General features: G+C 47.9%; 20 protein-coding genes. 8 read left to right on the plus strand and 12 right to left on the minus strand.

What is annotated here, in order from left to right:
* Positions 1-77 precede the first annotated feature (77 nt).
* On the minus strand, positions 78-419 hold the full coding sequence (locus Pan54_RS26885; protein WP_146505830.1) for a transposase: 342 nt from the start codon (positions 417-419) through the stop codon (positions 78-80).
* Between the two features lie 132 nt (positions 420-551).
* On the minus strand, positions 552-1,625 hold the full coding sequence (leuB, locus tag Pan54_RS23275; protein WP_146505831.1) for a 3-isopropylmalate dehydrogenase: 1,074 nt from the start codon (positions 1,623-1,625) through the stop codon (positions 552-554).
* A gap of 517 nt (positions 1,626-2,142) precedes the next feature.
* Here leuB and Pan54_RS23280 point away from each other — a divergent pair.
* The 3 genes from Pan54_RS23280 to Pan54_RS23295 all read left to right on the plus strand — a co-directional run bounded on the left by Pan54_RS23280 (position 2,143) and on the right by Pan54_RS23295 (position 3,960).
* On the plus strand, positions 2,143-2,397 hold the full coding sequence (locus Pan54_RS23280; RefSeq protein ID WP_146505832.1) for a hypothetical protein: 255 nt from the start codon (positions 2,143-2,145) through the stop codon (positions 2,395-2,397).
* Between the two features lie 187 nt (positions 2,398-2,584).
* Positions 2,585-3,442, plus strand: coding sequence for a hypothetical protein (locus Pan54_RS25990; protein WP_165441939.1), 858 nt, complete (start codon positions 2,585-2,587; stop codon positions 3,440-3,442).
* A 119-nt stretch (positions 3,443-3,561) separates the two neighbouring features.
* The gene (locus tag Pan54_RS23295; protein ID WP_146505835.1) at positions 3,562-3,960 is read left to right on the plus strand and encodes an EF-hand domain-containing protein; all 399 of its coding nucleotides are present in this window, start codon (positions 3,562-3,564) and stop codon (positions 3,958-3,960) included.
* 289 nt (positions 3,961-4,249) lie between these two features.
* Here the strand turns inward: Pan54_RS23295 and Pan54_RS23300 are convergent, their stop codons facing one another.
* Together Pan54_RS23300 and Pan54_RS23305 are read right to left on the minus strand one after the other, a co-directional pair.
* Positions 4,250-5,458 carry a glycosyltransferase family 2 protein gene (locus Pan54_RS23300; RefSeq protein ID WP_146505836.1) on the minus strand — a complete coding sequence of 403 codons (1,209 nt, stop codon included), beginning with the start codon at positions 5,456-5,458 and terminating at the stop codon, positions 4,250-4,252.
* Positions 5,459-5,629: 171 nt separating this feature from the next.
* Complete coding sequence (locus tag Pan54_RS23305; RefSeq protein WP_146505837.1) at positions 5,630-6,628, minus strand: class I SAM-dependent methyltransferase; 999 nt, start codon at positions 6,626-6,628, stop codon at positions 5,630-5,632.
* Between the two features lie 439 nt (positions 6,629-7,067).
* On the opposite strand from Pan54_RS23305, the gene Pan54_RS23310 reads away from it, so the two are divergent.
* Positions 7,068-7,271, plus strand: a complete 204-nt coding sequence (locus Pan54_RS23310) for a (2Fe-2S)-binding protein (protein ID WP_165441940.1) — start codon at positions 7,068-7,070, stop codon at positions 7,269-7,271.
* Positions 7,272-7,666: 395 nt separating this feature from the next.
* Complete coding sequence (gene rimI / locus Pan54_RS23315) at positions 7,667-8,209, plus strand: ribosomal protein S18-alanine N-acetyltransferase (RefSeq protein WP_242631411.1); 543 nt, start codon at positions 7,667-7,669, stop codon at positions 8,207-8,209.
* A gap of 121 nt (positions 8,210-8,330) precedes the next feature.
* Here rimI and Pan54_RS23320 read toward each other — a convergent pair whose 3' ends face one another.
* The 5 genes from Pan54_RS23320 to Pan54_RS23340 all read right to left on the minus strand — a co-directional run bounded on the left by Pan54_RS23320 (position 8,331) and on the right by Pan54_RS23340 (position 14,190).
* Entirely contained in the window at positions 8,331-9,536 is a 1,206-nt protein-coding gene (locus tag Pan54_RS23320; RefSeq protein WP_146505840.1) for a tetratricopeptide repeat protein, read from the minus strand.
* Positions 9,537-9,680: 144 nt separating this feature from the next.
* The gene (locus tag Pan54_RS23325; protein WP_165441941.1) at positions 9,681-10,715 is read right to left on the minus strand and encodes an HTTM domain-containing protein; all 1,035 of its coding nucleotides are present in this window, start codon (positions 10,713-10,715) and stop codon (positions 9,681-9,683) included.
* Between the two features lie 47 nt (positions 10,716-10,762).
* Positions 10,763-11,380: a hypothetical protein gene (locus tag Pan54_RS23330; protein ID WP_146505842.1), complete on the minus strand. Its 618-nt coding sequence runs from the start codon at positions 11,378-11,380 to the stop codon at positions 10,763-10,765.
* Positions 11,381-11,651: 271 nt separating this feature from the next.
* Positions 11,652-12,587, minus strand: a complete 936-nt coding sequence (locus Pan54_RS23335; protein ID WP_146505843.1) for a TIGR03000 domain-containing protein — start codon at positions 12,585-12,587, stop codon at positions 11,652-11,654.
* A gap of 367 nt (positions 12,588-12,954) precedes the next feature.
* On the minus strand, positions 12,955-14,190 hold the full coding sequence (locus tag Pan54_RS23340) for a DUF3592 domain-containing protein (protein ID WP_165441942.1): 1,236 nt from the start codon (positions 14,188-14,190) through the stop codon (positions 12,955-12,957).
* A gap of 244 nt (positions 14,191-14,434) precedes the next feature.
* Here Pan54_RS23340 and Pan54_RS23345 point away from each other — a divergent pair, with 244 nt between their 5' ends.
* The 3 genes from Pan54_RS23345 (at position 14,435) to Pan54_RS23355 (ending at position 17,397) form a co-directional block, all read left to right on the plus strand.
* Positions 14,435-15,919: a DUF1570 domain-containing protein gene (locus tag Pan54_RS23345; RefSeq protein ID WP_146505845.1), complete on the plus strand. Its 1,485-nt coding sequence runs from the start codon at positions 14,435-14,437 to the stop codon at positions 15,917-15,919.
* A gap of 3 nt (positions 15,920-15,922) precedes the next feature.
* Positions 15,923-16,774, plus strand: a complete 852-nt coding sequence (locus Pan54_RS23350) for a hypothetical protein (RefSeq protein WP_146505846.1) — start codon at positions 15,923-15,925, stop codon at positions 16,772-16,774.
* Between the two features lie 230 nt (positions 16,775-17,004).
* Positions 17,005-17,397, plus strand: coding sequence for a Dabb family protein (locus tag Pan54_RS23355; protein ID WP_146505847.1), 393 nt, complete (start codon positions 17,005-17,007; stop codon positions 17,395-17,397).
* 145 nt (positions 17,398-17,542) lie between these two features.
* Here Pan54_RS23355 and Pan54_RS23360 read toward each other — a convergent pair whose 3' ends face one another.
* From Pan54_RS23360 to Pan54_RS23370, 3 genes are all read right to left on the minus strand, one after another.
* Positions 17,543-17,953 carry a flagellar export chaperone FliS gene (locus tag Pan54_RS23360; RefSeq protein ID WP_146505848.1) on the minus strand — a complete coding sequence of 137 codons (411 nt, stop codon included), beginning with the start codon at positions 17,951-17,953 and terminating at the stop codon, positions 17,543-17,545.
* 51 nt (positions 17,954-18,004) lie between these two features.
* Positions 18,005-20,743 (minus strand): flagellar filament capping protein FliD, encoded by a 2,739-nt coding sequence (fliD, locus tag Pan54_RS23365; protein WP_146505849.1) that lies wholly within the window; start codon positions 20,741-20,743, stop codon positions 18,005-18,007.
* 223 nt (positions 20,744-20,966) lie between these two features.
* Entirely contained in the window at positions 20,967-21,626 is a 660-nt protein-coding gene (locus Pan54_RS23370) for a TylF/MycF/NovP-related O-methyltransferase (protein WP_146505850.1), read from the minus strand.
* Between the last annotated feature and the right edge of the window lie 3 nt (positions 21,627-21,629).

A 21,629-nucleotide genomic window follows, 5' to 3' on the forward strand; every position in this document is an offset into this window, starting at 1 on the left:
TACAAGCACGAAGCGCAAGCGAGTGTGTCAAATGTACGTAATTAACACACTCGCTTGCGCTTCGTGCTTGTATGAAATCAATGTCGACGGTCTTGAGCTTCCAATACATATTTCACAGCCGATTCCAGCTGATTAGTATTGTTAAGGAACCGACGACTTGCTCCCTCTGTCCAGAATCGCTGACGATTTTTCTGAGTTGATTTCAGCTTTCGAGAGCACCATGCTTTAAATTGATGAGAAATTGTAAGTGGCTCATACCCAGGTGCAGTAACCACAACATGAACATGATTCGTTCTTACGCTCAATGCGAATAATTGCCATTTCCTGATTTCACAATGTCTTTGGATTGTTTGGCCAACTGTTTTTCGATCATCACCATTCAAAATGAATGGTGATTCCTTCATTTCTGAAACCGCCATCTCTCGGAATAGCTCATTCGGGTCGAGAAGTTCTCCAGAATGCCAAGAGCCTCGCTCATCACCCGGTAACCAAGTCCCGTATGTTGTCCACGTGATAAAACATGCGATTGGATCATCGTGCTTGTATGCCGATTACCCCTTCAACGCTTCCAGTACTTTCTCTCCCATTTCCACAGTTCCGAGAGACTTGCCGCCAGCGGCGATGTCGGCTGTGCGATGTCCTGCGTTCAGGACCGATTCCACAGCCGCTTCAATGCGGTCGGCTTCTTCGATCAGGTTGAGGGAGTGCCTGAGCATCATGGCGGCTGCGAGAATGGTGGCGAGTGGGTTGGCGATGCCCTTGCCTGCGATGTCAGGAGCAGAGCCGTGAATTGGTTCGTAAAGACCGGGGCCATCTTCTCCGAGGGAAGCCGAAGGAAGTAAACCAAGGGAGCCGGGGAGCATCGAGCCTTCATCGGTCAGAATGTCACCGAACAGGTTGCCCGTCACAACGACATCGAAATCGCGTGGGCGGGAAATGAGATGCATGGCCATCGCATCGACGAGGACGACATCGTATTTCAGATCTGAGAAATCTTTTTTGACGACGTTTTCCGCTGTTTTTCGCCACAATCGAGACACTTCGAGGACGTTGGCTTTGTCGACCGAGGTGAGATGTTTATTGCGAGTTTGCGCGGCTTTGGCAGCGACTCGAACAACGCGTTCAATTTCCGAAGTGCGATACGTCATTTCGTTGGTGGCGACGGTTTCGCCGTTTTCTTCCCACGACCGCGAATCTCCGAAGTAGATCCCACCGGTCAGTTCGCGAACGAAAAGAATGTCGACCCCTTCAATGATATGCTTTTTCAGCGGCGAAGCATCAATTAGGGCTGCGTAAGGTTTGATCGGACGAAGATTGGCGAACAGGCCGAGTTCTTTGCGGATTTTGAGCAGGCCGACTTCCGGACGGGTTTTCGCGTTGGGATCATCCCATTTGGGGCCGCCAACCGCTCCGAGCAGAATGCCATCGGCATTGCGGCACGGTTCCAATGTTTTTTCGGGGAGAGGGTCGCCATAAGCATCGATGGCGCAGCCGCCGATTTCGCCGGTGGTGATGTCAAATTCGTGTCCATGTTCGCTGGCGATAAATTTGAGGACCTTTTCCGCCTCGGCTACGATTTCAGGGCCAATTCCATCTCCAGGTAACAGAACCAGATTTGCACGCATCGAATTGCTTTCTTAATGAACTTGCACCTGTAGGGTGCGTCCTGACGCACCGAATGGTAGCGGTGAATAAATATTGATGATCGGCGATATCAGTAGGGATGATTCCTATCTGTCATCGTTGGTTTCGAAAGTTCCAAAATAATCAGACTCGATCCGTATCAGATCGACCTCTGCAGCACGGTGCGTCAAGACGCACCCTACTATTCCAACTATCGCTAAATGTCGTGTACGTTCAGAATTCTGGAGCAGGCAAACTACCTGCGGAATATCGATTTGAGGGCGACATTTAAAGCTCGAAAGAGCACTACCAAGTTCAAGTCCTGAAGTTTTTCCAACAGTACAACCGGACTTAACAGAGTTCCAAGCATAGCCGTCACATTCGGAACTGCAAGCGATGAAAAGTGATCAAATGGCTAAACCTGCTCCACTGAAACCAGAATCTCTGCCGATACTTTTCTTGCCGACCTGCTAAATTGATGCAGGTCTTCTTCCTCAAGTCTGGAAACATATTGCAGATATGATTCGCTCCGCATTTTTTTCAATTGGAATGTTTGTCGTGCTCTGCGGAGGCACGTTTTTGATGGTGGATCGAGTTGTCTTCAACGAAGGCTACGATCAACCGGCTCAGGTTCCTGTCCTGAGCGAATTCATGACCGCCAATGCCAATCAGCAATATGAACTGGCTCCACCCGAATGGATGCCCTTCTCGTTATTGGCCCTCGGTTCGGTAACAATGCTTTACTCGATTGCTCTGCCCAGAAAACAGGTCTGAATTCCAGCCCTGATCATTATAGATGACAATAGCCTCCTCAATTTGTGGAGGCTTTTGTTCGTTTCAGGGCTCTCTCGTGTTTGCATTTCGTGCTTAAATGGGATTTGGATAGAAATTCCCCTGGAATGTCATATCATAAGAACAGTGTCAAATAGCAACTGAGTTCTTATCGATAGAAGTAAACGTCATGTCAACTGGTGATGATGATCTGTTTCGTCCCGAAGGGGAGCAGCCTCGCGAAAAACAATCGAGTGGCTGCGGTCTCCGTTTCGTTCTGATTATGTTAGCTGTGGCTGGCGGCATGACGATGCTTTGCTGCTGCGGAATCGGGATCTCGCTGTACTCCATGGCTCCCACTTTCGAGAACAATCCTGTCACCGCCAAGGCAAATCTCGATGAGTTGATCGATATCGAACTGCCAGAGACTTACAAACCAGAAGCCGCCATCAATATGGATGTATTTTCTTTCGTGAAAGTGAGAGGATCTTTCATGGAGATTGATGACAATGGCGGTGTGCTGATTGTGGCAGGACTGAGTGGCCAATTGGCACAGAATCAGGATTTTTTCGATAAGATAAGCGAAGAAATCAAAAAAGAAGCGAATGACTCTGAAATGGAAGTCCTGAGCACTGAAGTCAAGGAATTTGAAATCGGTGGGAAACCAGTGGAATTTACTTTTCTGCATGGTCGCGTGAAAGCCGAAGAGGGTATGGCTGAAGTTATTGAAGATGAGATCGTTGTTGAAAATGAGAATATTGAGAATATTGAGAATATTGAGAATATTGAGAATATTGAGAATATTGAGGTTATTGCACCTGAAGAAGGAACGATACCAGCCGAGGAAGGAACTGAGGTTGCAGTGCCTGCTGATGAGAACGAGGAGGCTCAGCCAGCCAATAAGAAACGTGAAGTCCGTCAGGTCCGCGCGATCCTGCCTGGCAAAGGAGGCAGCAAAGTTTTCTTTCTGCTGATCGTTGATGAGAAAAAGTGGAATGAAGAAGAAGTCGTCAAGATGATCGAATCCATCAAGGTCCCCGAGCAGTAGTCACTTTTCTAAATCTCGTAGAATCCTGTAGAACATCTCTTGCGATTCCGTTTCCATAGATATTCCAGCCTTGCTTCTCTGCAAGACTGAAACATCCTAATCAAAACGGAGTCTCGGCTATGCGATCTCTTATTCTCATTGGAATTGCTCAATTCATTTTCGCTTCCGACATTCAAGCACAACCCCCGGAACGGGAAGGGGGGCGTCTCGAGCGGCAGGCTCACGAACTGTTTCGTCGCATCGATCAAAATCGGGATCATTTGATTACTCCCGATGAGTCTCCCAAATGGCTGATACGCCGCTTTGCCATCATCGATCTGGACAAGGATCGTGCGATCGATTTTCCTGAATTCTTCTACATGTTCCAACGTCATCAGGAAGAAGAAAATGGTGGAGGAAGCGAGAGCGAAACGCCCGTCAGTGAAAATCCTGGACGTCCTGCTGGTGAGCCGCCTGTAGCAGAAGAGCCTGATCATGAATGCGAGCAGAATCCCAGAACACCTGTCCCAGTTATTTAAGTGGGAAGCCCCTGTTGAGAAAATCTCCTGCAGACCGAACGTTTTCTCATCATGATTCAGCAGCGATTCATGATGTTCTGAAAGCGTGTGACAAATTCGGTCTCGCACTGCGGCCTCGAATCCTGGCTTCGGCCTGAATTTGGGGTCGCTTTTTGCGTTGATAATTCATCGTGCAACCGACATCTGAAGATGTTCATGCACGGTAACGGAACTGGAGTCCTCAGAAGAAAGGAGTCCTCTGGGGACTCACTTGTTCCGATCTTTCAAAATTAAAATGACTCCGAAAATGTTATTTTACAGAAGCCACAAATTCTGGCTTCGATTCTGTTTCCGTTTCAGATCGATCGGTCCGTTTCCAGGTTGCTGACTGTGATTGTGAAAGCCATTTCCAGAAGCCGCTTGCCAGAGCCGCGTTCATATTCACGAACATCCAGAGTACGCGTGACAGTTTTCCCAGTGGTCCGGGAAGAATGGACATCGCTCCGCATAAAGCTGCCAGATAGAAACCTGACTGAAGCAATAACAAGGCCTGATACGGCGGCGTGACCGCCAGAAACCAGTTGCTGACTAACGCGACCAGCATTGCAGCCGGGCAAATCCAGCGGAGAACTTTGTGCGACCAGAATGCCCAACTGACCAGGCCATAATGGGGAAGTAAAAGTGAACTCAACCAGGCCAGCGATTGAAAGCCACCTGCTCCAATACGGGAACGTCTTTTGAATTCGTCGCTGATCGTTGGTGCGGTTTCTTCGCGGGCGATTGCGTTCGGCTCATAAAGAAAACGAGAGCCCTGCTGATGGATTCGCATGCCGATCAGGAAATCATCGATAATGGTTTGAGGGGGAATCGGTTGATAGAGATTCTTACGGATTCCGTAAATGGCTCCATTAGCGCCCAGTAATGCCCCAAGTTGGCCTTCCCATTCTTTGAGCTGGTTTTCGTATCGCCAGTAGAGGCCATCACAATTTGTCCCGCCGTCTGCATCCGTCAGAATGAGACGTCCGCAAACTCCGCCGACACTGTTTTTGGTGAAATGTCGCACGAGTTGTTTCGCTGCATCTTTGTCCCAGAAGGTATTGGCATCGGAAAAGAGTAAAATTTCTCCGGTTGCTGCTGCAAAACAGTCATTCAATACTGAGGCTTTGCCACGACGCACTGGAAACTGCAGTAAACGAATGCGGTCATCGGGAATGGAAGCGACAATCTCCCCAGTTGCATCAAGATCTCCATCGACGCCGATCAGAATTTCGATGCGATCAGCCGGGTAGTCGAGCATTAAAGCATTGTGCAATCGCTGCAGAATGACATTCTCTTCACAATAGGCGGCAATAATCAGAGAGATTCGCGGCCAACTTTCGACGGGAATTTCGCAAGTTTCTGGTGCCGATGTTTGGGGGTTTTGCAGCCGTACTGCGACAGCCAACATCATCGGATAAATGAGATAACTGTAAAGGATTAACCCAACGCAAAGCCAGAATCCGACTTGTAATGTCAGCATCTGAAGCCCCCTTCACTCTGTTTATACACACCCTGCGTGCATGATTTCCAAGAACAAACTAATTCTGCAGACATGATCTCCAGGGAGAAGGAATGCAAGCCATATCACTATGTGAAGGGTAGTTCAGCTTGGAAGCCTGTGCGTGAATCAAAATGTCTTTTCTCTGCAGAATCAGGCGTTGCCTGTGCGGTGCTTTGGTGTTTGCTGGACGATGTAATCCCGATTGGCTGGGAAGTCATTATCAGCGTTCACGTTGGCTTTCATGCCGACTGTCCACATGTAGTCGGAGGCGAGGTCTGCCGGAGCAAATTCTTGAAATTCTGGCGACAGTTCCTGCTTGCCGTTCGTAATTTCCTGTAACACCCGCTCATCGACCCGCGTTTTTTCAATCAGGCTCAAATAGCCTGCTTCGCGGAAAATTTGTGAATATTGACTGCAACGCAGTCGATTGTGATACGCCAGGCCAGAGCCGTGCGGCTTCCATTTGTTCTCGGAAAATTTCAGAAAATTGCCGGTGCTTACCCGGGAATCATCGTTGGCGTAATGGTCTCCAGGGTTGAATCGATGCACAGCCAATCCACCCGGATTCAAAATCCGCCAACTTTCTTTGGCGATATTTTTCAGGATCTCTTCCGGAATATGTTCGAGCACATTGGAACTGACCACAAAATCAAAAGATTGTGGTGGATGAGGAGTATTGGTTGCGTCACCCGGGTAAACGTATCGACAGTTCATCGTTTCCAGTAATTGGGACAGGGATTTTGCCTGAAGATTGATTTTCCGGTAGCGGCTCCAGACTTCATCTTTGTCGAGCTGTAAAGACTCACACAGCCATTCGAGATGAGGTTCCGCAGCTGCGATGGCCTTTCGGGCGGAATCCAGCGACAACCAGGGGTTCACATCGACTGTCTCAATCTGTTCGGCTCCTGCCAGATAAAATGCGAGCGGTGTATAGGGATGCCAGCCTGTCCCCACCTCGTAACAGGAAGTGCCGTTAATCTGCTGACCGGTTTCCCGAATCAGTTCAATCAGCTCTATCGCCCGTGTGAAATCGCGACGTGGCTGAGGACGTGTTGTGCCCAGAATTCTTTGAATTGTTAAATAGGCTGATTTTCCACCGGGCATCACGCTCAATTGTCGAAGAATGAATGATTTCAACTGCCAACGCATCAATTCTGCTCCGCAAATAACTCGGATTTCTTGTAACTCAGTTCCAATCGTGGTGAGGAATCCGCATGATTAATCACGAAGCCCCGTGAATATCTTAAACATAGGTTGACCAGATGGGAGCATCCACTAACTCTTCAAAAAGGAAAACAAGAGTTCGTGCATGAAAGTCGCAACGTGAGGAATGCAAGGGCTTTGTGGATTATTCCGCACACTGGAGGCAGATCAATAAACAGGAAATCCCACTGATATTCCCATCAACACTCTTGAATGATTTTACCTTTTCCTGCCAATTTTTTGACAAAAACGATTGACTCATTCATTCTCTATCGGAACAATACATTGGAACTGAGACTCAGTCTCATTAAGAGATGCCACATTCAGTTCACAACTGACCCCATAGCCCACCCCAATTTTGAATTTCCAATTTGAGGTAAAGCCCGTGTCCGATCAGCAAATCCTTTGTCGATGCCTCGGAATTCCCCGCAAAACGGTGGAACAGGCGATTGATATCTTTTCAGCCGAGACGATTGAAGAAGTTGCCCGCATGACAGAAGCGGGAACGGGGTGCATGTGCTGCCGCTGTAAAATTAAAGATCTGATTCAGGAACGCAAAGCGATGGCTAAACAGTTAGAGCTGGCTTAGAGCATTTCGCTCAGCCAATTGCTGTCGCAGAAACGCTTAAATTACTGGTTTGGATTTGTTCTCCCGCAGATCGCCGCGATTGAATGATAAAATTCTCTACGGATTTGCCGTCGTCTGAGCAAAATTCTCCACATGTTCCCGGTTACATGCCTGGATGAGCATCTCTCCCCAAATAAATTTCGATTTTATCGAAATTTGCTAAACTTCTGTGTGTGAAACAATTTGGAGCAAATGTCGCATGCAAAAAATGTCGAGATAATTAGAGGTAACTCTTACAAAAGGTATCGGTAGTCTTGCCAGAATTTCAGAATGCTGATATCACTACGTCAGTATGACACCCGGAGACAGCATTCACCTCCGGCATCAGATACCTATCGATGGGCAAGGAGGCCGCGGTGAGTTTCAGTCATCTTAGTGATCCAAAATCTTCTCTACAGATTCGTTGGTTGATTCGTCGGGACATGCCCGAAGTACTGGCTATTGAGCAAGAGAGTTTTGAGTACGCTTGGACCGAAGAAGAGTTTTTGTGCATTCTGCGTCAACGCAACTGCATCGGCATGGTAGCCGAGGTCGATCATGAAATCGTTGGTTTCATGATTTACGAACTGCACAAATCCAATCTACATGTCCTTAATTTTGCTGTTGGCAAACAGTATGCTCGCAAAGGCATCGGCACGAAAATGGTCGAGCGCCTGGTCGACAAGCTTTCGCTGCAACGCCGTCGCGAAATCCTGCTTGAAGTTCGTGAGCGAAATCTCTCCGCTCAACTGTTCTTCAAAAAACAGGATTTCATGGCCGTCACGGTATTGCGGAAGCATTACGACGACACCAGCGAAGATGCCTACATCATGCGATACCGACTGGAAGAAGAGGCCAACATCCTCAAGCTGCCGGTCTCGAATCGTATTTCCAACTACTACGATGCCGACGCGGCTTAATCCTGTCGGAGATAGTAATTGATCAAACACAAAACGATCCTTCGGCAATTCATTGAAGGATCGTTTTTGTTCGTCATCGGCGAGCCGAGTCAGCAATGACTCGAGTCGGTCGGATTACCAATTACTCTTCCGGTTTTGGCAATGGGTAACGATAGGCAATCGGTGAAAGTCGAGTCGGATCTGGTCGCCAGCTTTTTGTGAAGGCTGCGACGCGGCCGGTTGGATTTCGTTGAGCCTCAGGTGTAGCTGCATCGATTCCGGTGACGACGATCAATCCCGCAGGTGGAGATTGTTGCATCATTTCTTCGAGTTCCGCATCGGTCAGACCGAAGCTGTCAGCCTGGGCATCCGCGACCGATTTGACGCGAATCGAATAGGATTCATCGTCCAGTTTGCAACTGATAAACTGCAGGTTTTCCTCTGGTTTCTCTTCACACTGATATCCCTGTGAAATCAAATACTTCCGGCTGACTTCAAACGCCTGCTTCTGCTGGCTCTGAGAATCGACCACTTCAGGCAGTGGCATTGGTGCTTGCGGGATTTCGGCTGAGGTTCTTGCGCCTTGTATATTCTGCATCAATTCCTGAAGAGAAGCAGGGACTTCGATGTGATTATCCTGATTTTCGGTGTTCACTTTTTGAGTTCGCATCAACGCTTCCTCGGCTTCGTCCATTCGGTCCAGACGAGCCAGAGCAATTGTTCGCATCAGGTTCACTTCGGGATCCTGATTTTCAACTTCGAGGGAACGATCGATCAGTTCGAGGGCTTCTTCCACACGATCTGTACGCAGGTAAAATCCTGAGAGGCGATAGAGTAAAGGGACCATGCCGGGAGAAATTTTTAAACCAACTTCCCAGTTCTGGGCGGCCATTTCTTGCTCCCCATTTTGGGAGTATGCGTTGCCACGTGTCAAAAACAGATCCGCAAATTCACTGCTGATTCGGCTGACTTCGAGTGCTTTGTTTCCATCAGCCAAAGCAGCCTCGAAATTGCCGAGCATGTCGTAGCATTCGGCTCGACGGATGTAAGCAAAGTTGTATTCGGGATCAATTTCAATCGTCCGATCAAAATAAGGCAGAGCTTTTTCCGGCTGATCCATATCCAGATAGGCGACTCCCTGTTCGTAGAGGACTTCCCATAAAAACGGATAGTCAGGATGCTTTTCGAGCACTTCCTCACGCAGTTTGATTGCTCGTTCGTAATCGCCTTCCTGGTAGGCGATCAATGCTTTGTGACGTCCCACCATGGGGTTATCTTCACCATTGGTGCAGCCGGAAATTCCCAGCGCAGCCATTGTAATGACCAGAGTCGTCCATTTTTCCAACATCACAATCGTCCTCTATTCCGTACTGGAAAAGGCTTTCACTTCAGTATTATTTTGATGAACCGCCAAGACGCCAAGGAATAGAGAGTTTGATCTCTGATTTCATTTTTTGCTGAACCTGGCGTCTTGGCGATTATATTCAGTTTCTTAATGACCCGCTGTTTCGTAACCTTGCTTTTTCAGATCGCGAATTGTTTTCTGAGAGGTTTCCGGGTCTCGGTCCGAGAGTACTCCCTGATGATAATCAGCCGGCAATGGAGACTTCGTATTGTGTTTGCGAGATGTCTCGGTCAGCGAATCCTGATTTTCAAGTGAACTCATACCAAAGGATGTTCTGCAGAAATATTCGAGGACATGCTTGAATTTGATCGGATCGAGAAATGTGACATAGCCGAACATCATGCAGAAGCCGAAGGTCCACATCCCCATGAAGAGACCGATTCCGAAATGCATCCCTGCTCCCATGAGCAGAATGATCGGACGCGCTAATGGTCGCCAGATGAGAAATGCAAAGGACAATTCCCAGGCGACGGTCGTGTGCGTAATCATTTCTGTAATGGGTTGGAAATATGCCAACCAGGTTAAATCGAACGATTGATATTCCGCATTGGCAAAGCCGCGCCACATGGCTGAGCCATCCCACCAGGTATCGCCGAATAACTTACCCATTCCCGCTGCCAGATAGATGACACAATAATGTAACTGCGTCATCCGTGTGGCGATATTCGTGGCCAGTGTCGGTTGAACGATTGGAAGAACTCCATCAGGCGAGCGACGTTTTTTCAACCAGCGATCGACAGAGAGGTAAGTGCCACTCGGTGCAATGCAGAGATATAATGTCAGGATGGCGTTGATCTGATCGAGCCCATAATTGGCATAACGTGCGCGGTAGGCATACGAGATCACCACAATTAGTGACAAGATCGAAGTCACTCGCGTGTACAGGCCAATCATGAAGCAGAAAGTGATTGCCAGGCTGAGGTAATGGACCGGATAGACCCAGGCTTCGGGCACCCAATACCAGAACGACATCGCAAACGGACCTTCATTCGTGAGGAGATTTTTGTTAATCATCTCCATCGAATTGAAGCCATCGACATTAAAGAACGCCTCCAGCCGCATTCCCCAGATGAGTGTTGTATAAAACACCATCCAGCCAACGAGAATGCGCAAGACGGACATTGAGAAGGGGTCGCGCGGTGTAAACCAGAATTGATTCCAATTCTCGCTTACTTGGCCGATGTAGTTGCGACATTCTCTTTCGAGGATTTGGACAGTTCGTCCCATGTGAATGTTCCCAGCGGTGTAACCTCATAGAGATCTTCGTCGTACAGGCTCCCTCCTGCCATAATCCGTTCCCTCAAAGCCAGTTCGTGCCACTCCAGTAACAGAGTAATCCGTTCGGCTCCTGCATCACGACAGAGCTGCCGTGCAAAATCGCGTATCATGATCTCGCGTAGCTCACCATTCATTTGTCCCAAATTTTCCGAGAGCATGAAGTAGCGGTGATATAACAGGCGAGGACTGATTTGCTTATTAGGAAATTTCCCACGCTCCAGTTCGCCATTCTCATATTCAAGAACGTAGCGAATCGAATTCGAACCTTCAGGATTCGGAGCGAAGAAGTGGAAGCCATTGTTCTGATAAAGAACCTGCACATATGGAGCAAGTGTTCTCCACAACCCGCGTTCAACACTCGAAGAGGGTGAAACCGAAACCGGAGCAGCAATGATGGCCAGCAGATGAACGATAATCCAAATATTCAACACCGCGAAACCAACTTTTGGCCACAATCCTTTCGGACGATAGACCTCTGGTTGTCTGTCGGCTGACTGTTTAGTTGTCATGTTGCTGTTCATGCTCAAATCCTGCCGATCAAATCGGCGAAACTCATCATTGCCTGAGATCCCATTTGCTCAAATCTATTTCAAAGTATTCCATTGCTTTGATGGGAGTGTCAAATATTTTCAAATGTCAAAATGTCACACTTGCACAAAACAGGCGCTCTAAATAAAAGATTCGGAGAAAAGGCGTTCAGCCTCCTCTCCGAATCTGGAAAATTCAATTCGAGCGTCCTACTCGTGCTTTTAAGAACGCTTCCTGAACATTAGCACGATTTTATCGGCTGACGAGTTCAGCTCCTGACCCCGCTGGGACCAAGGCAAGCGTTCCCTCTTGTTCAGCAAAGGTTAGTTCGTAATTTTCGCCAGTGACGACCTTTTGCTTGTGTTCTACAACCAGATTTTCACCCTTGGCAGGCAATTCAATCCGAATTTGATAGTAATAAGGGCCTTGACCGGGAAGTTCTGGAGAAACGAATTTTCTGACCAATCCGGTTGAAGTCATCTGCTGACCATTCAAATACACATTGGCCTGTTCGGGAACAGTCATCTGAATGTGGACTTTGTTGTCAGTCTGAGAAGTCGAAAGTGGTGGGAAAGAGATCGTGCCTGCAGACGGCTCGGTTTCGATCACGGGAGTTTCGACTTCTGGAACTTCTTCTTGAGGAACGGTCTCGTACATCTGTCCCGGTTCATATTCGTAACCTGGTGACGAGTAATAAGTCGGGTATCCACCTGACGAACCACTTGAGCCGCTGGAACCGTAGTAGCTCGTGTAGCTTCCACTTGAGCCGTAGGAACCGCTAGAGCCACTCGAACTGGAACCACCATAGTAACTGGTGTATCCATAAGATCCTGAAGAACCACTTGATCCACTGGAACCGTAAGAGCCTGAAGAGTAGTATCCGCTTGATCCGCTTGATCCGCTGGAACCACTTGAGCCTGAGGAATGTCTGCGGAGTGCACGGCGGGCCCTGATGTAACCTCCAGAGCTTCCGCTGCTGCCACTACTTCCGTAACTTCCGCTGCTGCTCCCATAGCTTCCGCTGCTACCACTACTACTGCCGTAGTAACTGCCACTGCTTCCGCTGCTGCCACTGCTGCCGGAAGATCCGCGACGGCGGGCTTCGGCGTTGTCTGCTGTCATCAGCATCGCACATGCGACCACGGCAAAGCCATAAAGACTGAAAAGTTTCACCTTCGATGTGACCATGAACTGCTCCCCTCGTACTTGTTTAATGTGTTTTGAACTGAGTCTGTGGAACGAAAATGAGTTGGATTCAACTGGCATCAAGGCAGAAGAACTACACTTCAAACTCTCTTGAAGAGGGAAGCATTTCAATAACATCTGCTCAGATACTGTTAACTAGGGTAACATAGGGGGGATTAATTTCAATATGAGGGAAGGAAAATTTAGGAAGGTTATGCAGGAAGGGGATATATCAGAGAATCTGCATGCGATTAAGGGGATAGGTTATTATCAGGCAAGTGTGGGCTTCCGCTAAAGCGGATCGCCCCTGCCACCCTGGAGATCCATTTCAAAACGATACCGGAAATCAGGGTTCCATTGAGAACATGGTTTATCGATTGAGCGATTTTGGCAGCACGGTAATACCGAACGATTGATCCACATCCGGCCAGCGGGCGATGTCGCCTTTGACTTGCAGTTTCCATTGAATGCGGTTGCTGCTTGCATAAAACGAATGCATAGTGTCTGCAGGAATCGTGACTTGAATCTCCCCGATCTCCATCTGCATCGGATCGGTGATTTCAATCAGTTCCTCGGTATAGAAATCATCCGTGTCCGTATAAGTGCTGGTTCCCCGGCGATATTGCACCCATTCGGTCCCGACGAGATGAATCGTCATTTTCCTGATAGAAGAGACCTGGCCATCGAAAATCCATTTCATGCGAATGGTTTCGCCGAGAGGAATGGCTCGCTCGCTGACGACCAGTTTGGGGACCGGATTGAAGATTTTCAGGAACAGGTACACCGATCCACCGAGTCCACCTAATCCGATTGCAACGAAAGGTGTCATGAACAAGGTTTGCATCCAAGGTTGATTTCCCTGCACCCATTCCCCGATGGTCTCGAAAACAAATATCGAAACGATTCCACACCAGAACATCGAAAACAGGAGGCAGATGATAAAATTCCGCTTAGGATGATCATCCGATTTCAATTCCTGAGGACCACTCGTCACACCCGGTTCCTGCCAGTCACGAGATTGAGACGTGAGGGAAGCTGCGAGTGGTGAGCTGGTCTGAAAAGCTGCATCCTTTTGAGCCTCGGCAATTTTATTCGAAAACTTCCGAGTAAGAATTGGCCCGGCGATCATACCAATCAGTCCAATCGCAGCGAAAAACATGGGGATCAGTGCGAAGAGACTGATCGGATTGAAATGTCGACTCAGGATGGCTTCATCTGGACTGTTCGAATTGACAAAGCAGACGGTTTTTTTGCCAACAGGATTCTCATTCACAATTTCCCGTCGTTCGTCGGCAGATTTGATTGTACTTTCATAAGCATCGTATTGTGTTTGTGTATATTGTTTTCCAAGATACGTATACTCGTATTCGAAATTCAGTTGCCCATTCTGCGCGACTTGGGATTGGGTGATCGTACAAGGATTTTCCGTCCAACTGAGTGCCTGCAGATAGGGAAGCACGAGATCTGAGCCAACCAGAATTGTTCCAAACGATCCAATCAGGAAGAAAATCCCAAAGAAGAACACGAAGAAGCATCCACAACCAAACGGAGTCGCTTTCGAATGCGAAAGGGCTTTCGATGAAGATGTTCCATTGAATTCAACCATGAAATCGCTCATCCTGACTGTGAGAATGTCGTATTCGGAAACTGGATCGCTGTTTCCTTTGAATGAGGTTTATCGTAATCAGTAAACAGAACTTGTACCACTGGTTCAGATGTTTTGTTCAACATCGTAACCCAGGAACGTTCTCACTTAATATTAAAATGACGTTGAAATTGGTCATATCCGTTTGAGTAATAGACAACACACATCAATCGAACCAACCGAATCACTAAGAAAATTCAATTCCATGAAACATTTCAAGCTTGGTTTAACGGGAATTGTTCTGCACGTATTTCTGATTCTGCCAGCTTCATTGCAAGCAGATCGTTTTACCATTGCGACCCCTGCTGGCGAACGGGAAGAAGTGATCGGGCGAATTCATGGGAGTGGTCAGGGGGCGATTGCGATTGAACGTCGAGATGGCGGGATGAAGCTTGTTGCTCAGGGAGCTGTGCTGGAACGCGACAATTCTGTTGACTGGGAACCGTATTCCACTGATGAAATGGTCGAACATCTCACCGAAAAATTTGGCAGTGATCTGTTTCGCAGTTTTACGGACGATCATTTTGTGATCGGCATGGTGCTCATGGGACCACTGGAACGAGCTGGAGAAGGTCCGGCAACCGGCTTCATGCGCAAAGCGGCTCAGTTTATGAAGAATGTCCAGAGCGTCTTTCAAACGTTCGCCAAGGATATGCGACTTGAAATTCAGGACCCAGAAACGCCACTCGTCTTACTGATTTTTGAATCCGATGACGACTTTAACAAATACGCGATGGAAGTTACAAAGGGCCAAGGGCTTTCCGTCTCGCGCATTTCCGGATTTTATGACGGCATGACAAATTTTCTTTCCATCCGTATGGCCGAGTGTTCGACGTTTGAAGTCCCACTTCACGAGGCAATCCATCAACAGGTTTACAATCGTGGCCTGCTCAAACGGCTGGCGCCCATTCCTGCCTGGTTCAACGAAGGCATAGCCACTGGGTTTGAGGCCAACAAAGACCGCATCCGCTCAGGTCCCGCAAAAGTCCATTCGCGATTTGCCGCCAAAGCTCCTAAGGTGGAACAGGTTGGTTGGGACGATTTGATCTCTGAAGACCTCGCCTTTCAGGGAGATGTGATGGCGGGCGATGCCTATTGCCTGGCCTGGTGTCTGCACTGGTTACTCGTGAATGAACATCCGAAAGAATACACCGAATATGTAAAAATGCTTTCGGAAAAGGAACCTCTTCTCAAAGAGGAAGACCTGGCTCGGAAACGCGAATTCGAGCAGTTCTTTGGCGATGATATGGAGTCGCTCAAGCAGGAATTTATCCTCTCTCTCAACACCGCCATGAGGCGACAGAGGAATGTTCGCGAGGAACCTCAGAAGGCGGGCTATTATTATGCTCAACAGGGACTGGCCGATATTGAACTGTCTGCGATTTCTCGCACGGATCGCGGCGGACTGCTTGAACTCGAAGGCCGTATTCGGAATATCAATCCCTTGAGGAGCCTGACATTTTCAGTAAGTGTTGTGACAGATGGCGGAAACTATGCACAATGGATTCTGCCCGATGTCGATCCGAATCGCATCATTCGCCTTCCCAAAAAATACGCTCAGGAAGCCCTGCCCGGCCTCAGTCCCCAGCCTTCGAATTCCTTCCGCGTTAATATTCGTTCCGTTATCCCTGAAAGTACTGAAGGTCAAAGCTGGCAACGGGGAAACTTACCTGATCCAACCAAAGGGTAAGTCATGAAACGGAATCCGCTGATAATCATCACTGTGAACGCTCTCTCTCCACTGGATCTTCCGGTTTACGGAAACGAAAAGATTTCCACACCCGGATTGGATCAACTGGGGTGGACTGGGACAGTTTTTCACGAGTATCATACCAGTCCCGCAGGTTTCGCAAAGACGTTCGATCAACTGCAGCCATTCTGCAACGCCAATGACATCTCCATTGCCTGCCATTCGATACAACCCAAAGACATTCCCTCGGAACTTGCTCCTGCCGAATGTGATGTCACATGGTATCGCATCGCAAGCGATCTGGATGAAAAGGCAATGGAAATTGTGCTGGCTATCGAAGAATTGATTTGTCTGATCACTCATAAACGGGAAGCAAATTCCTTCCACTGGATCATCACGACTGAATCCGGGGGCTTCCTCGACAATGAACAATGCTCATCCGCTTCATTTGCAGCCGATTATCAGCACAGTCTTACGCGACAATTCTGGGCTCCCCTTATTGTTTCGTCAGCTGGAGAGAATGCCGAGCATTGTCGTAATCAATCGTTGATGTCGGCCGAAGATTTGCTGCCCGTTATTTGCAATCTCTTGGAATTGAATGCGGGATTAGTAATTCAGAATCGCCAGGAAATTCTGCTTCACTCGGATAAACAATTGGGTTTGCGGACCGCAGAGTGGCTGTTATGCATTCCTCAATCAGAGAAAAATCGACTGGAAGAAAATTCGCTTCACTTCCAGGAACCCGAACTTTTTGCCAAACCCGAAGATCGCTTCGATTTGAATGACATTTCACAGAGTGAACCCGAGTTGACTTCGCAGTTAATGCAAAAACTCCACGAAATGATCAAAGAGTGAGAGGTTTTCCCCACTGCAGCCCAAAGTATTTCAGAAGGTCTGATGTTCACGCGGCAGATCTAATCCAGTAATCGCTTCTTATAAACAGTTCAACGGGGCTCTTTTTCTGCGTGAGCCGTTGGCAACTTAATACCAGTACTGTTAATCTGAAGTGATTCGAGCAGATTCAGATGCAACTTCTGAATACTTGATAAATTATCGATACTAAAAATTATTCGAAGAGGCGAACTATGTCCAAATTATTTCTCATGAGTCTGTGTGTTGTTTGTGCTGGTATGTTTTCTATGGTCTCGGGGCAACCGAAAACTGAAGCAGAACGCGTCTATCGTCATATCGTTCTCTTCAAATTCAATGACGATGCGACTACGGAACAGATCGATGAAATTGTGACAGCTTTCGGTCAACTTAAAAATGAAGTCGACACCATAATCAGCTACGAACACGGGACCGATGTCAGCCCGGAAAAACTGGCGAAAGGATTCACTCATTGTTTTCTGGTCACCTTCAAAAGCAAAGCCGACCTCGAAGCCTACCTGCCGCACCCGTCTCACATCGCATTCACAGAGAAACTCAAGCCGATTCTCTCAGACGTTCTCGTTGTCGATTACTGGACAGAGAATTGAGTAATTAAGAGTGAAATAAATGCACGAAGCGCAAGCGAGTGTGTTAATTCAACGTAAACTGACACACTCGCTTGCGCTTCGTCCTTGTAGAATGAGACAGCATCTAGATGTGATGGGAGCCACCAACGACTCGTAATCATTGTGTTCAACTTTCCCAGTCCGTTGGGGCATCGTTCTTTTGCATGAATTGGGCGGGAAGTTGTTCGATGAGTTCCACCCAGGCGGCTCGATGTTTTTCCAACACTTGAATCGCCTTGTCGATGTGCTCGGGCTCATGATCGATATCGGCCAGCGCCAGTTCGCGATAAATATAGGCAAATAACTGCTTGAGCGAGCCAACCATTTCGGGGGCCACTTCCGGGTTGAGGCCGGAAATCATCTCGGAGAGAAATTCACGGGAACGATTCAGACACTCATGCGAGAGTTCAAAATCTTTCTCCTGTAAGGCCAGCTTGCCTTGCCGCGCAAATCGAATCGATCCGTCGACAACCATCAGGTGCAGTTGAGGACCGGGAGCGGTCATGACTTGTGTTTCCAGGTATTCATTCTCGTACATAGTTCCCGCTTTCCCGTTGAGCAAATTAGTAAATCTTAAGATTGAAAAGTGTTATCGTGATGGCACACTGATGGATTTAATTCCAGCCAGCGCCGTCTGCTGTGTTTCCAGACTACCCAGAATGCTTTCGGTTTGAATGAACTCGTTGAGTAGTCGAGCCTTCTTGCTTTCCAGCAGAATTTTCAATTCCTCAATCCGCTCATTCGTGGTGTCGATCGAGGAGGTCAGCGAATTTTTCTCATTAGTGAACGTTCCATCGACAATGTCAGTCAATGAGTTCAGTGTGCTGTTAATTTTATCTCCAAAGCCAGTATCTTTTTGCGTAAAGAATTCTTTGACGCCGTTAAAATCATTCCGCAGATGTTCCTGCAGCCGATCTTCATTCAATTCCAGAATTCCGCCGGCTCCAACGCGAACTCCCAACGCACTTAATGATTGAATGGTTTCATTACCAATCCCAAATCGTTTTCCGAGGGCATTACTCATTCGATTTGTGACTCGCAAAACGAAAGTATCCCCTTGCAGAATTCCCCGCTGATTCGATTCCGTGTCGAATTTCGTCAACTCGCTCCCAATATCAATAAACTGATTGTAAGTCGAAACGAAGTTCTTCAGGTTATTGACAATACTTTCTGTGTTGGCCTCGATTTTGACAGTCGCAGCAGTTGACCCTGCATTGGTAATATCCAGATCGATTCCCTGTACGACTCCATCGAATCGATTCGTTTTTGAGGAAATCAAAAACGCCGAAGCAGGATCTGCACCGACCCGCAGAATCGCATTATTACCTTTGGCGATCGTTGCAAAGTTGAGATCGAGATCTCCATCATCGAAAACAAGACGACTCTTCTTACCGGTTTCTGTCGCCGTCACACTGAGGCGTTTCGAATTAAAACTCGATCCATCGTCAAACACACTTGCTTTGACGGCTGAACCTGCGGCATTCATTTTGGAGACAACATCGGACAACGTATCGTCATCATCAATATCGACGATGGTTGCTTTTCGACTCGAAATCCGCTGAGCACCATCGCCACCTGTGTAGGGATCTCGTAAAAGTCGCAGATCGGCTGCGGTTGTTGTTTGTCCAAACTCTTCCACAGCCAGCGTCCCCGCGCCACCGGCTTCATCAATCAGCACAAAACCATCGCCGGTTTCATTCAGTTCTGCTCTTACGGAAACCGACGAATTTGCATTGATACGGGTAATCACATCTCCAATATTCTTAACCGCTGAGGTAATGTTTATGACGCCAACATTGCCATCGGAATCGGTGATTTGAAACAGACCAACCTCGACCGCGCCGCCATCAGGTGCATAATCGGAAATCAAGGTCGCTTTATTGACAAACTGCTGGTGCAGAGACTCGGAATCAATTTCAGTCACAGCATCATCAACTTCGAGCCCCAGGTCGGCGATGGCCGTTCCTGTATTAACATCGGCAATAATCAGGTTACTGTCGGTTGCTCCAGAAGTATCTTTGATAATCAGACCATTACCGAGATCATTGATCGATGCACTGACGAGCAGTTTGTCACCCGTGCCATCTTCGGTTGCTGCGTTAATGGCCTCGATAATATCCGTCAGCGTTTCGGCAGAAGACAAATCGATTGTTGCCGTTTGCCCCGATCGATCCGTAATCGAAATCTCACCCAGCGTTTCGATTCCCTGTCCACCACGAATATTCCTCAGCAGGACAGAATTCAAACCTCCCGAAAGACGATTTCCCGTCAATGTATCTCCAGAGGATGCCGCGTTCAGTCCCAGGTGTTTGACGACTGAGGAATTGTTGATGTCTTCGACGCTGAGTGTCTCTGCACCCGACGTATTGTCTGTTAATACGATACGTCCACTGACAATCTCTGCGGAGACCCGTCCGGCATTGTCATCATGATCGTTTATATTAGTGAGGACATCTTTGAGTGACTTCACTCCATCGAGATTGACTTCCAGATTCGTGTCATCAGACAGATTGATCTTGATATCCGCGGCTCCGTTCAGGAGCGTAATGCCGTTGCCATCATTGATCTGCTTGAGAGAGAAGTTCTCAGTCACTTCGAAAACTTCATCTCCGTCAAGGGTGGCACTGGAAACGGATTTATCAATTCCCAGATTTGCAGCAGTCGAACCACCATTCAAATCGACTACGGCTAGATTGGTACTTGTGCTCCCGGAAGTATCTTCCAGGATAAAGCGACCATCGACAACCCGAGCCGAGACGGAGATGTCGACATTGGAATTGATTTCATTCAAAACATCATCGACATTGAGTGCTTCGGTCAGACTGATGACAGCCGAGGATCCCGAGCGATCTGTAATTCGAATCTTGCCACGACGGATTCCAGATCCATCATTCAACGATTCGAGCAGAGTCGGTTCGTCCAGAAAACCTCCCTGCGAAATGATGAGTGTACCTTCGCCAACCTTCTGCTCAGTTGCATCGGCAAAACCACGTGAAAGCGACTGATGAGCGGAGGCCTGTTGAACCGATTGGAAAACGTAACTGCCATTGATCGCAGTTTTTCCAACTGAAACTTTGAACTGATCAGAACCGGCATTCGTCACTTTCTGTTGCTCGAAAGTGATTTTATTTTTCAGAGAAGAGACTGAAGTCGAGAGCGTGAGCACATTGGCTTCAAGAACACCAATCGCCGTTTTCTGGGCATCAAATTCCTGGGCACGAGCATCCAGGCGGTCAATGGCACGCTGCTGATTCGTCGCCAGTGCTTCCACAAGACCGGCAATGTCCAGTCCGCTGATCAATCCGGTTGTTAATGACAGATTAGACATTGAAAGAACCTGAAGTGCCCAAAGGAACCAACAAACTCAGTGACACGAGAATTGTGAGACATCGAGTCATCATGGCGCTTTACTATTTATCGACAGCTCAGGGCACAGAATCAGCGAAGACTTTGTGGCTTAAATCATTTGCGGAAAATATAACGCTTTTCCCACCGACTTGGGGTTTTGTAGCGGTTGAAACGAATACGGATTCCGTTGCGTTTCATTTCCGTCAGGCAACATTTTTCTTCGCTGCAACTAACATCCGTTTTCGTATGAACAACTGGTTATTGCTCAAGTGCAGCACATGCAGATTGGAAACTTCCTTTTCCAGAAATCGATCGATCGGAGGCGAGGCCAGTTTCTCTCGTCCTGGGAAGTAGTCATCAAATCCCAGTAAACCTCCTGGTGCCAGACGTGGCCAGGCCCATTCGAGAGCTTGATGTGTCGGATCGTGATGATCCAGATCGATGTAGATGAACGCAAACTGATTCACCGGACAAGCTTCCAGGCACTCGGGCACAAAACCTTCCCAGAGTTCAAAGCAGTCATCGAGAATCTCGCCGGGCAGAACTCCTACATTCTGTTGAGCCGCTTGTGCCAGGTCGCGATGCTTTTTGATGGAATCCAGAATGATCTTTCGAAAGTTTTCAACTCCTCCAGAGCTGAGCTCTCCCTTTTTGTACAATCCATGATCGTGTTCAGTCGGTTCGGCCATGCCGACAAAACTGTCAAACGCATGCACTTTCCGTTTGAGCACCTGAGCGACTGCAACCAGTCGTTTGAACAACGCACCACGAAATACACCAACTTCGGCGAAATCTCCAGGCACATTGATCAATTCATTTAACATGTCGCCTAGTACATCATCCGGCAAAAAACCTGTTCCCATGAT

It is taken from the genome of Rubinisphaera italica, from assembly GCF_007859715.1.
GTDB lineage: Bacteria > Planctomycetota > Planctomycetia > Planctomycetales > Planctomycetaceae > Rubinisphaera > Rubinisphaera italica.